This is a genomic window from Vibrio sp. NH-7, assembly GCF_053643215.1.
The window spans coordinates 709009-721638 of the sequence record NZ_CM132188.1; the positions used below are offsets into that span (position 1 = coordinate 709009).

10 protein-coding genes are annotated in these 12630 nt (G+C 46.5%); 6 read left to right on the forward strand and 4 right to left on the reverse strand.

All coding sequences use genetic code 11. The features are described 5' to 3' along the window. Positions 1-65: 65 nt before the first annotated feature. The gene (tesA, locus tag ACUALS_RS17390; RefSeq protein ID WP_005473191.1) at positions 66-665 is read right to left on the reverse strand and encodes a multifunctional acyl-CoA thioesterase I/protease I/lysophospholipase L1; all 600 of its coding nucleotides are present in this window, start codon (positions 663-665) and stop codon (positions 66-68) included. Here tesA and ACUALS_RS17395 point away from each other — a divergent pair. The 3 genes from ACUALS_RS17395 (at position 664) to ACUALS_RS17405 (ending at position 5507) form a co-directional block, all read left to right on the forward strand. Then, positions 664-1338, forward strand: a complete 675-nt coding sequence (locus tag ACUALS_RS17395) for an ABC transporter ATP-binding protein (protein WP_005473293.1) — start codon at positions 664-666, stop codon at positions 1336-1338. The genes tesA and ACUALS_RS17395 overlap by 2 nt on opposite strands. A 2-nt stretch (positions 1339-1340) precedes the next feature. Continuing rightward, entirely contained in the window at positions 1341-3782 is a 2442-nt protein-coding gene (locus ACUALS_RS17400) for an ABC transporter permease (RefSeq protein WP_454449988.1), read from the forward strand. 288 nt (positions 3783-4070) lie between these two features. Continuing rightward, positions 4071-5507 (forward strand): FAD-dependent oxidoreductase, encoded by a 1437-nt coding sequence (locus tag ACUALS_RS17405; RefSeq protein ID WP_454449989.1) that lies wholly within the window; start codon positions 4071-4073, stop codon positions 5505-5507. 46 nt (positions 5508-5553) lie between these two features. Here ACUALS_RS17405 and ACUALS_RS17410 read toward each other — a convergent pair whose 3' ends face one another. The 3 genes from ACUALS_RS17410 to ACUALS_RS17420 are packed head-to-tail and all read right to left on the reverse strand — an operon-like array spanning position 5554 to position 7939. Continuing rightward, complete coding sequence (locus ACUALS_RS17410) at positions 5554-6486, reverse strand: 5-oxoprolinase subunit C family protein (RefSeq protein WP_038216439.1); 933 nt, start codon at positions 6484-6486, stop codon at positions 5554-5556. Continuing rightward, the gene (locus ACUALS_RS17415; RefSeq protein WP_454449990.1) at positions 6483-7190 is read right to left on the reverse strand and encodes a 5-oxoprolinase subunit B family protein; all 708 of its coding nucleotides are present in this window, start codon (positions 7188-7190) and stop codon (positions 6483-6485) included. Before ACUALS_RS17415 ends, ACUALS_RS17410 begins: the two co-directional genes overlap by 4 nt. Then, a complete protein-coding gene (locus tag ACUALS_RS17420; RefSeq protein WP_038190541.1) occupies positions 7190-7939 on the reverse strand; it encodes a 5-oxoprolinase subunit PxpA in 750 nt (249 codons plus the stop codon). The genes ACUALS_RS17415 and ACUALS_RS17420 overlap by 1 nt, the downstream gene beginning before the upstream one ends. Before the next feature lie 170 nt (positions 7940-8109). On the opposite strand from ACUALS_RS17420, the gene ACUALS_RS17425 reads away from it, so the two are divergent. Genes ACUALS_RS17425 through ACUALS_RS17435 form a run of 3 tightly spaced genes read left to right on the forward strand, consistent with a single transcriptional unit; the run spans position 8110 to position 12630 of the window. After that, positions 8110-10182, forward strand: coding sequence for a TonB-dependent receptor plug domain-containing protein (locus tag ACUALS_RS17425; protein ID WP_454449991.1), 2073 nt, complete (start codon positions 8110-8112; stop codon positions 10180-10182). Beyond that, positions 10172-10663, forward strand: a complete 492-nt coding sequence (locus ACUALS_RS17430) for a YfiR family protein (RefSeq protein WP_038136785.1) — start codon at positions 10172-10174, stop codon at positions 10661-10663. Before ACUALS_RS17425 ends, ACUALS_RS17430 begins: the two co-directional genes overlap by 11 nt. Further along, positions 10660-12630 carry a diguanylate cyclase gene (locus tag ACUALS_RS17435; protein WP_454449992.1) on the forward strand — a complete coding sequence of 657 codons (1971 nt, stop codon included), beginning with the start codon at positions 10660-10662 and terminating at the stop codon, positions 12628-12630. Before ACUALS_RS17430 ends, ACUALS_RS17435 begins: the two co-directional genes overlap by 4 nt.

The following is a 12630-nucleotide window of genomic DNA, read 5'->3' on the forward strand; positions in this document are numbered from 1 at the left end:
CCTTTTCCAACGAGGATTGAACCAGATTAACGTAAAGCTAAGTAAATTTTATTGAGCTAGACCAATTAGAGGTGATTAAGTAACTCTTTTGCAACAAACTCTGCAATCCAAGGTTGCGCTTCTGGTTGCGGATGCAGGCCATCTTGCATCATCCACTCCGGCTTGATGATTACGCCTTCTAAGAAAAAGGGCAAAAGAGGCACTTGAGTTTTGGCTGCCGTTTTTGGGTAGAGTTCGGCAAACGCCTCTGTATAACGTTTGCCATAATTAGGTAACACGCGGATTTGCATAAGCAGCGGCTTAGCATCAGCGTCACGGACCATACTGATTAGGGTCTCTAAGTTGTTTTGGATAAGGTTAGGCGGAAAGCCGCGCAAACCATCGTTAGCCCCAAGCTCTATCAATACGTAGTTGGGTTGATGTTGTGACAGCAGTTGAGGCAAGCGTGCGATACCGTTGCCGGTGGTATCTCCAGAGATACTGCCGTTGATGACGTCGACGTTTTGACCTTTAGCGAGTAACACATCTGGTAATAAAGAAGGCCATGCTTTTTCAATTGGCATTTGATAGCCTGCACTCAGGCTATCTCCTAAGATCAACAATTTGCTCGCGTTGGCTGAGTACGAAAACAGAAGAATAAAAGCAAGGGAAAGTAAACGAAACATGCAAACATCCGTAATTAAAGCAAATTCAATAACCAAAACAGTCTCTACTAATCAAGAGCAATTAACAATCCTTGAAGAGATAAATCTTGATATCAAAGAGGGTGAGAGTGTTGCGATTGTCGGTAGCTCCGGCGCAGGGAAATCGACGCTAATGACCTTGATGGCGGGCTTAGATACGCCAACCTCTGGTACTTTGGAGTTAATGGGGCAAGAGCTCTCTGCCTTGGACGATGAAGCTCGCGCGGCAATTCGAAGTGAATCGGTCGGTTTTGTGTTTCAAAGCTTCTTGTTGATTCCGAGTTTGAGTGCGCTTGAGAACGTGACTCTGCCGTGTCTTCTGAAAGGTGAAGCGGAAAACGTGGATCGAGCTAAGTCATTGCTTGAATCGGTTGGTTTGGCTCACCGTATGGACCATTCACCAGCACAGCTATCCGGCGGCGAGCAGCAGCGTGTTGCCTTAGCAAGAGCCTTCATGATTGAGCCCAAGGTGCTGTTTGCGGATGAACCTACAGGTAACCTGGACCAGCAAACCGCAGAAAAGGTGATAGAGCTGCTTTTCGAGCTTAACGAGCAACATGGCACTACACTGGTTCTTGTTACCCATGATATGGCACTCGCCCAGCGTTGCCAGCGTCGAATGAGAATACACGCTGGACGTATTGAGGAGGCATAATCATGTCAGAAGTCAGCTCACCACAACTCAATCGCCGCCTGTTAAGTTGGAGTTTGAGTGAAATCAGACATGGGCAACTGTGGCCCGTTTCAATCGCGCTAACGCTTATCATCGCGAGTATATTTGCCCTTACCGCACTTGCCGAGCGCATGGAGCAAGTGGTTGTAAAACAAGGGAAAGAGGCGTTAACTGCCGATACCGTTTATTCTTCCTCAAATCCCATTCCTCAACCGCTTTTAGAAGCGGTAAACCAGCAGCAACTGACGATTTCATCACAGACTCGTTTTGCGACAATGGCATTTAGCGATCGCGGCATGAAGTTGATTACCGTGAAGTCCGTTGACAGCGCATTTCCGTTACGTGGTGAGATGGTGCTGTCAGACGACAAATCAACGTTCAATCACGTTCAACCCGGCGAACTTTGGCTTGATGAGCGATTATTCGCGCAACTGGATGTTTCTATTGGTGACGCTGTCACGGTAGGGGATGCGGATTTTGTCGTTTCTGGGCGAGTGGTTGAAGAGCCGGGTTTGAGTTTTAACCCGTTTCAACAAATGCCAACCGCGTTTATCCACAATACGGATTTGGAAAGAACGGGCGCCGTTCAATTGGGCAGCCGAGTTCGCTTTAACCTCTTCATAAATGGCGACCAAAGCCAAATAGAGACCGTCAAGTCGTCAATTGAACTGACACCAAGCGACCGTTGGCGCGATCAAAACAGTGCCAGCCGAACTAATGAGGTCTTTCAACGCACTGAACAGTACTTGTCTTTGACTGTGGCGATTGTTGTCATCATGGCGGCGACGACTTTAGTGCTTACCTGTCAGCACTATGTCTCAACCCGTAAAAAGACGATAGCCATGCTCAAAAGTTTGGGCGCAAGCAGAGGGTGGATTGGGCGCTGGCTGTGGAGCCAAGTGGCGATTCTATTGATTAGCGCTTCGATACTTGGGTTAGCGATCGGCGTTGGACTAGAAATACTCCTGAGAGTGCCATTGGTTGATTTATTGCCCAACCCATTGCCGAGCTATGGTCTTAAACCCGCGCTTGTTGCGGTGTCTACCAGCGTACTGATTGCAGTGCCTGCGTTGGGCATTCCACTGCTTGGTTTACTTCAAGTGAGCGCTGCCAATGTGATGCAGTCAGATGTGGCTTACAATCGCAGTCGACCTTACTACTGGTTAATCGCTGTGCCATTGTTGCCGATGCTGTTTGTCTACTACCAGAACACGTTAGTCTGGATAATCTTAGCCGGTATCGTTGCGCTTTTCCTCGTGTTAGCGCTGCTCAGCATCGGCTTGACTAAGCTACTGAGTAAAATGCCATTGCCGACATCGGTACGTCTCGCGTTGAGCCGAATTAATCGTTCTGCCATGTCGACAGGGATTCAGTTTGGCGCGTTGGCGCTATCTTTGATGTTGTTAGCAGTCATGTGGCTGATAAGAACAGACCTATTGACTGATTGGCAGCGTACATTACCTGCTGATGCGCCAAATGCGTTTGCCCTCAATATAGCTCCGTATGAAAAGGACGCGTATCTGGAGGTGCTCGATAGCAATCAGATTGACCGTTCTGAAGACTACCCAATTATTCGCGGTCGTTTATCAACAATCAATGGTGCAGATGCAAAAGAGTATGCGCAAGGGGGCGAAGGTACCGACGCATTGAGACGAGAGATCAATTTCACGTTTGATGATGGTATTCCAGAGCACAACGACGTGCTCGAAGGGGAGTGGACCGACGCGAATGGCGTCTCGGTTGAAGCCGATGTTGCTCAGGATCTCGGCTTAGAAATCGGCGATGAGCTTGGCTTTGTTATCAACAGTCAAACAGTCACAGCCAAAGTAAACTCGATTCGTCATGTCGAATGGCGAGACATGAAACCGAACTTTTATTTCATATTCTCACCTGATGTCCTGCAGTCTATTCCCGCGACCTATTTGGTCAGTTTTAGACTTGAAGACAGACATAATGATCTGATCAACCAGTTATCTCGTAATCATCCAACGGTAAGCCTAATGGATATCAGGAGTATGGGAGCCAAGATCCAAGGTCTGCTGGAGCAAATCGTGTGGTCGATTACTGTTTTAGCAGCACTAGGAGTGGTTTCAGGCGTGATGTTGATCTTCACCTTGTTACGCTTGAGCCTAGGGCAGCGGCAGAGCGAAATTCAGCTTTATCGCACTCTAGGAGCAAGTAAAAAACGTGTCGTGCGTACCATATGGGCGGAATACGGAATCATGTCCTTGGTCGCAGGATTTATCGCTGCCATCGGAGCGGAACTGGTTGTTGGCGCTCTGATGAAGTTTGGTTTCGAGCTTGAGCCAAACCTGCATTTGGTGCTTTGGGCAGCGCTCCCTGTGGTAACTTTCTTTACTTTAGCATTGGTTGTTAACAGTATGATAAAACGTCTACTAACCCCTATAAATAAAGCGTTTAGCTAACTTAGGCTTGGCTGACTTTTCCACTTATCCACAAAATCAGTGGATAAAGTTTGGGATAAGTCAGCCTGTAGATAACTTCAAAATTGTCGTAGCCCTTGTAGGGGTAAAGCGTGGCGAAGTTTTGTTATTCACACAATCGATAATTGAGAAATTCACAGATATTGAGTCAAGCATTTTTTTCATTTTTTTGTCGTTAAAATGTCATTAATTTTCCTTGCAAAAATTGTGTTTTTCTTCTTGTCACGTAAACAGTAAAATGCACTCAGAATGAATGGATTAACCATACGAATGCAGTCAAAACAACTTCAAACCAGTGCATCTTCCGTTGCAGTTATTGGTGGTGGCATTGCGGGCGCAACCGCTGCCTTACACTTATCTGAGCTAGGAATCAAAGTCACTCTTATCGAAAAGAAACCAGGGCTGGTTTATGGTCCTCCAATTTGTCATCTACACGCAGGTGGAAACCTCTATCGAGAAATATCGACGCAGCAATGCCTAGAGCTTCTCAAGCAATCGGTGGACACAGCACGCTTGTATCCACATACGATCAACAACCGGCCGACTATTATCGCTGTCCCTTATGCCGATGGCGGAACGCCTGAAGAGCTTTACGAGCGTTTGTTGTTCATCCAAAAAGCCTACCAAGAGTTGGTAAATGAAGATGAGCGAAACAAAGTACTGGGTGAGCCGGAAGACTATTACCGTTTCTATAGCCGTGAAGAGCTTGAGACGCTAGCAAACCGTACTCAGGCAAGTGAACCCTCCAGCTTCGACGATTGGATGATTCCATTTGCTAAAGATGCTGATCTCGATTCGCTACGTTTTCCTGTGGTCATGGTCCAAGAGCCGGGGTGGAGCGTTTTTCGTATTGCTGCATCTGCGACATTGGCATTGGAGCAAAGCGAAAACTGTAACTTAATGCTCGACACTTATGTCACTGACCTTACCCATGATGAAGGGTGGACAGTGCACTGTACCGATGGCTCTGGGCGAAGTGTCCAAGTCAAAGCTGACTATTTAGTGAATGCGTGTGGTTACGAGACCGGGCACATTGATGATTTAGCGGATAAACCGAGAAACCGCTTGGTGGAGTTTAAAGCCGCATACGTAACGAAATGGAACCAGAGCGATGAATTGTGGCCGGAGGTGATCTTCCATGGCCCTCGCGGTACACCTAATGGTATGGCGCAGCTAACCCCATACCCAAATGGTGTGTTTCAACTTCATGGCATGACCAAAGACATTACCTTGTTTGAAGATGGTTTGGTCTCATCTGATGCCCAATCCTCGCAGCCACAACTGCCAATGCGTCTACGTAAAAAGATCATCGAAGGTTGGAATGAAGATGTTGTTATTGAGCGCTCTCGACGAGCGATTAACCATATGGCGCGGTTTGTTCCAAAATACCAATCTGCGGTTGAGTTCGGAACGCCTTTGTTCGGCGCTCAGCAAATCCCTGGTAATGACGAAACGTTACGCGCCGCTGATGTGACTTTTGCTGGCAACGATTACGCGCGTTTAGAGGTTGTGAAAGGCTCATCGGCACTCGAGGCTGTAACCAAACTGGTTGAGCATTGGCATCTATACGACTACCGCGATCAATCGATTGAGGAGCTGCATCCTATTAGTATGTCATTAGCTTATGAACAGGTTGAAGAGCGAGCGAAATATTTAGCCTCAAGTCGAGACTATCCTGAAGAGTTAGCAGAGTATTACGGACAATAAAAAAATGGGCGTGTGACGCCCATTTTTTATGAAAACTGCCACCGTCTCAGTACCCAAAATACCTTGCCCATTGGCTCCATACATCTTGCAACCCAAGTAAGTCGCCTCTCACAAAACGAACTTTTTGACCCGGTTTAGCTTGCGCTAGACGCGGAAGATCGATGCGCGCAACACAACCGAGTTTTGGGTAGCCACCAATGGTTTGTCGATCGTTCATCAATATGATGGGCTCTCCATTGGGTGGAACTTGAATTGCGCCGAGCGCAATGCCTTCGCTTAGGTACTCTTTATTCGGAGGTTGGATGCGTCCGCTGGTCAGTCTGTAGCCCATCCGATCGATCAATTGGCTTACTTCAAACTCCTGTTGGAAAAACAGCTCGACTTGATCAGTAGAAAACTCACTGACTTGATAGCCTTCGATGACGCGAAGTTCAAGCGTTCTGTCGTAATCAGGTTTATAGCGAAATGTCATTTGGATCGGTTTGGTTGACACTAAATGAGGCACGATACCCAGTACATCGCCTGCTTTGAGAGGCGCTCCATTGATTAGCCCGCCAAGTTTGTCACGATGAACACTCGCGCAGCTGCCAAGTTGCGTGTCGACAACGAAACCGTTTTTAACCGCAAGATAACTGCGTAACCCATTTTTAGGCAGCCCAAATGTTAGGCGTTGTCCGGGCTTAGCATCGAATGTCGACCAGTTGGTTAGGGGGATTCCGTCCAATTGCGCGTTCAAGTCACCGCCAGCAATCGCCATCTCACAGCGGTGGTTAATTTCGAACTCGGCTTGGCCTAAGGTTATTTCCAATGTTGCCGCGTTTACAGTGTTACCAAGAAGATGATTAGCCCAACTATACGCGTAGTCATCAAGTGGTCCGCCTTGAGCAATACCGAAATGCGCAAGACCAAATCGGCCAAAATCTTGAATCAGTGTTTGCTGTCCGGGCTTTATTACCGTGATGGATTCTTGTACGTTCATGTCCACTCCTGTTGCACTTTGCCACCTAAGCTAAAAAACTCTTCACGGCTAATGGGTTTGAATCGAACACTATTGCCAATCGAAATCGGAAGAATCGACGCACTTTGTGGGTCATATAAGTCAATTGGACAATTGCCGATAATGTTCCAGCCACCCGGACTTTGGGTTGGATAGATAGCGGTTTGATTATTGGCAATGGCTACGCTGCCTTTTGCTACATTGACCCTCGGTTTTTCCCGCCTCGGCCTTTGTAGCTTTGGATCAACCGTGGTTAGGAATGCGAAACCTGCGGTAAACCCAATAGCACCAACGCTGTACTCGACAGATGAATGCAGCGAGATGATCTCTTCTAAGCTAAGTCCACTACTTAAGTAGGCGTTAAGGTCGGGAGCGACGTCGGGGTGATAGTAGACCGGAAGTTCTATGATTTTAGGTTCGGGTTTTTCAGGCAAATGAAGGAGAGACTCGGTGACAATTTTTTCTAAATAGGGAATAAACTCGAAGATCGAAATTCGGTGCGGCAGGTAGTCAATTAATATGGTGTTAAACGAAGGGGTTACGTTCATTACCCACGCCCCCAGTTGGTTGCGTAAATACAGGCTGATCTCGCCAATGACCCAAGAGAGCTCAGGGCTTGGCTCGGCCTCAAATTTGACCAAAACAGAGCATTCAGCCACAGGGTCGACGGATGTTTCTATTTTCACTATCCTTCCTCCGAATCTATCACTTTACGTATTTTTTCAATCATTTGCACCGCGTCTAAATTGTCCCCGTGGACACAAATGGTATCCGCATCAATAGATAACGTGTAACCGTCCAATGTTCTTACTTTTCCGTATCGGACTATCTGCGTCACTTGGTCTAAGATCGCTTGCTCATCGTGTATAACGGCGCCAGCCATAGAGCGAGGTGCTAAATGCCCGTTGGATAAATACCGTCGGTCGGCAAACGTTTCGAACAAAAGAGGGACATCATAATCATCAGCAATGTCGAGTCGGTCTTGATTATCTTGAGTGGCTAACGTCATTAAGGGCACGTTAAAGCAAGAGACAGCATCAACAACCGCTTCAAATACACTGGTATTTTTAAGCATATCGTTGTAAAGCGCACCGTGCGGTTTGACATAGTGAAGGGTGGTATTTTCACTTTCACAGATCGCTTTTAGCGCGCCGACTTGATAGATCACCATATTGGAAATCTCGTTTTTCGAGAGCGTCATGCTTCTGCGGCCAAACCCTTGTATGTCTGGGTAACTTGGGTGCGCACCGATTGCAACATTGTGATTAATAGCCAGTTTCACCGTCGAATTCATGATCATCGGGTCAGATGCGTGAAACCCGCAGGCAATGCTTGCTTGATCAATATGGGGCATGGCGAGCTCATCACACCCCATTGTCCACTGACCATAGCTTTCACCCATGTCGCAATTTAATTTAATGTTCGTTTTGTTCATTGCAAATAAGCTCTCCGAAATTGCTCCTACCACCTTGTTTCAATTCTATACTTGAAACAGTGATCAGTTTCATTATTTGATCAACAACTTAGCAAAAACATAGGCTTCTAAATATGAATCTTTACTGATAAGTGGAATAATATAGACTGCTAATATAGCAAGGAACCTAGATGTACAAGCGCTCGATTCTTTTTACTTCTCTCTCTCTCGCAGGATGCGCCGTATTCGCAGATGACAATTTGGACGAACTTATGTCAATGAGTTTAGAAGAGTTGTCGATGTTGGATGTCGCTGTCGAAACTGCCTCTAAATTCTCACAGAAAGTGTCAGATGTCCCTGCGTCTGTCTACGTGTTATCAAGTGAACGAATTCAACGTAGTGGGGCGACCAATATCCAAGAAGCTCTTGCTCTGGTTCCCGGTATGTACGTCACTAAATGGAACGAAAACACCTATCACGTTTCATCACGGGGCTTTCATGATGGCTTGTACAACAAAATGCTGGTCATGGTGGATGGGCGAAGTGTCTATAGCCCAGTCTATGGTGGCGTGTACTGGAGTGCTCTCGACTATATTTTGGCAGACATCGAGCGTATCGAAGTGATCAGAGGCGCGAGTGGAGCGATCTGGGGCGGTAATGCGGCGAATGGCGTTGTTAACATCATCACCAAATCTGCTCAAGATACTCAAGGCACCTACATGACCGGAACAGCGGGTCGGTACAATGCTTATGATTATTCGCTCCGTCATGGCTTGAAATTGGATGAAGATTTGTACGCGCGCGCGTTTTATAAGTCCAAAAGCAACCCAAGCTATTTGAATAATTCAGCGTCTAAGTGGAAAACGGACACGGCGGGGATAGAAGTGAGTCGGAAACTGACCGATTCCTCTTGGCAATTTAGAGTGGGCGGCACCAAACTTGCGCATGATGCCGAGGTTTGGACTGTCGCCTACGATAGAAATGATCCGTACAACCAGCCCGTTACCATTACGTTTGATAACGAGCGTATCCAAGTGGATAGCGCCTATGTTCAGCTCAATCATCAAAAGCAGTTAGATTCATCGAGTTTGATTAATACTAGCTTTTGGGTTGATCACGTAAAAGATGAATCCCCCGATGCGCCTGGTGAATACACGACTGTGGATCTCGAATCTAACTACTCGACAGCTTTGAGCGCCAAACATGATCTTATCGCAGGAATCGGCTTACGTTATGTTGGCTTAAGGTTTACGGAAAGCTGGCAAGATGCCGATTTGTTCACACTCACAGGTTACTCTCGTAGTTACGACATCGATAAAGCCAATGACTACATTGCGAACGTTTTCGCCCAGTCCACTTACCAAATCTCTGACCAGTTGAGCAGTGTTATTGGTGTAAAAGGCGAATATTTTGAGCAGAACAAAACTTTTGAGCTGTCACCACAACTTAGGTTGCTTTACACACCTAGCGATGCGCACCGTTTTTGGACAGGCATCGGCAGAGCGGTTGTCACACCGTCTTATATGGACTCAAACTCCATTTATCAACAATCCTACATTGAATGGTACGGCGGCACTCCGTATGGCTCCACTTACCTGACATTGCCAAATGAAAAGCTAAAGAATGAGTCAGTGTGGACGGGGGAGCTAGGATATCGCTATATGCCGTCAGAGCGTGTTGAGTTGGATGGCATGGTTTTTTACAGCCGCTACGACAACATTCGCGGTAATGACTGCTTTGATTCTCTGGTCTATCAAGGGTACGAACATCTTTGGTTTTGCTTTGTCTCAGATGATTATCAAGCGACAACCTCGGGTATAGAGCTCGCTGCGCATTATCAAGCGGCGGACAATTTGAGCTTCTATGCCACCTACAGTTATCTGCGTGTTGACGCCGATTGGGACAAAGGAACCTATTCGAACGGTGGCAATGAAAGTTCGCTGTCACTACCTAGCCAACATCTTGCCACCTTGCAAACCTTGTGGTCGATTAACAAGAATTGGCAATGGGATTTCGCCCTGAAGTATAACAATACCCGTTACACTGACGAAATGAGGGCTGATTACGACATACCCGGCCGTGTAACGCTGGATGATGTCACGCCTCATGTGAACTTGGATACCCGTTTGGGCTGGCGTAAAAACGACAGCGCTCCGCTTGTCGAGCTGGTGGTGCAAAAGATGTTTGCCAACGAAATCTACGATTCTTGGAGCCTCTATCCAAATGAGCAACTGGCTTATGTGAGGCTATCCCATGAATTTTAGACGTTGGGTGACCACTGCCTGCCTCGCTGCCGCCTTTGTTTCTCCTCTGGCAAACGCCAAATTTACCCCAGAGCAGGTTAAAGCTGTATACATCTATCGTATTGCCAGCTTTGTGTTTTGGGGCGCGGACGAGCAGATGAACGAAATCAGTATTTGCGCTCCTGATGATGAGGAAGTGCGTGACATACTGACGGATATAACGAAAGATAAGTTGATTCGAAATAAACCGCTGCATATTTCTAACTCGGGGTGTGACGTTTTATACATCACCAAAAAAGAAAGCTTAGACCTGATTAAACTGAACCCTAACCGCACGATTTCAATCAGCGATATTCAAAGTTTTACTGAGCTTGGAGGGGTGGTTGAACTTAGCACGCTAGGTGGACGAATTAAGCCAAGAGTGAATTTAGAAAACGTCGGTGAATACACGCTGTCGGCTAACTTTTTAAGAGTCGCTGAAATTGTTGGAGGTAAGCAATGAAACTTCTCCACAATATGTCGCTGAAAACCAAGCTTATTCTGCCGATCGTGATCTTCACTGGCCTTATTTTCTTCTCTTCACAAGGGTATGCACTTTACAGTGCTTTTGAAACTCAAAAGGATAATTTGATTGATCGTGTTAGCGTACTTGCAAAAGGGGTGGCGTATAACCTTCAAGCGGCAATTTTGTTCAACGATAGCTACAGCGCCAATCAAGTTCTAGACGCGTTTTCCGCTGACGAAGAGATTGTCAGGGTTAAACTGTATACCGCAAACGGACAGTTGTTTGCCATGTACGAGCGTGAAGGAAGCGCTGCTCCTGTTCCCAATGAAAAAGAGCGTACTCAAATTCGTGAACAGACGTTTGCTATCGGTGACGAGTACATCTTCATTTTGATTCCCGTTGATATGGAAGGGGAAACCATTGCTCAATTACGAATTATTGTATCTAAAGCTTCTTTCCAATCCTTATATAACTCCGCATTAAGTAACGGATTCGTATTCTTAGTGTTTCTGATCTGCTCGGGGATCGTCCTTTACATGACGGTTGATAAGTTCATTGTGGGGCCGGTTTATAACTTGAACTTAGCCATGAATGCGTTTATTAACCGCAAGCAGCGAGACTTCAATGTCGCGCCAGCCGCCAATGATGAAATTGGTGATTTGGTTCGAGCGTTCAACACCATGCTCGATAGACTTAGCCAACGTGAACAACAAGTTGCCTACACTTTAGATAAGCTAGAAGAAGAGAAATCATTTGCTAATGAAGTTGTTGAGACGGTCAAACATGCGTTAGTGGTCGTCAACAATAAAGGCGAAATCGTGCATTTTAATGGCGCAACGTGCAGTGTATTTCGATGCACGAGCGCTTTTCTAAAGGGCGCAAACCTAGAAGATCTGGTTGAAAGTGAAGAGTCAAACGTCGTACGAGAGGCTATTTATCGCGGGCTGGAATTTACCGATCGGAAAATCTGGATTCGAGATGTGTTTAAGCAGTATCAATTGCTACAAATCAGCTGTACCAAGCTGACAAAAGCGGGGCAGATACTGTTCGCCATTCAAGATATTACCGAAGTGGACGCAGCGCTCAGTCGCCAACGTTTAGCAGCGGGTGTGTTTGAGAACAGCCAGGATGGTTTAATGGTCACGGATCAAGATGACGTTATCACCATGGTCAACCCATCGGTGACCCGATTACTGGGTTACACTCAAGAAGCGCTGTTGGGTAAGAAGCCTGAAGAAACGTTAGAATGGCAACAGTTCCGTTCGCTTATGCCAACAATTAAAGAATCGGTGATGCAGTATGGTCAATGGCAGGGTGAAATCTGGGAAAAACACTTATTTGGTCATAATGTACCAATGTTCGTAAAGGTCTCTTGTATCTACAACAGCGAGGACGAATCGCGTTGTGATTATGTGTACATCTTGTCCGATCTTTCCAGCGTAAAAGAAATGGAACGCTTAGAATATCTTGCTCACCACGACTCTCTGACAGGACTAGCAAACCGCGCTCATTTGTATCGTGTCTTAGATGATTCTTTGAAAGATGAACGTGAGGCTAAAAATGGCTTAGCACTACTTTATCTCGATCTTGATGGTTTTAAACAAGTGAATGACACTTATGGCCACGACGCGGGTGATGAGGTGTTAAAGCAGGTGGCTGAACGTTTACTGTCTCAAGTGAGAAGTCAGGACTTAGTCGCCCGTTTATCTGGTGATGAGTTCGTGGTACTCCTGACGTCAACCGACCGCAGCAGTATCACTGTGTTGGCGCAGCGTCTCATTTCACTGATTAAACAGGATATTGTCTATCGTGGGCGAGTGCTCAATGTAGGTGTGAGTATCGGTGTTCACTATATTGAGCAGCGCGATATCCCAATGGATCAGTTAATTCGAGCGGCGGATACCGCCATGTATCAGGCGAAAAGTTTGGGCAAAGGACAATTTGTATTGAGCGAAACCGAATGA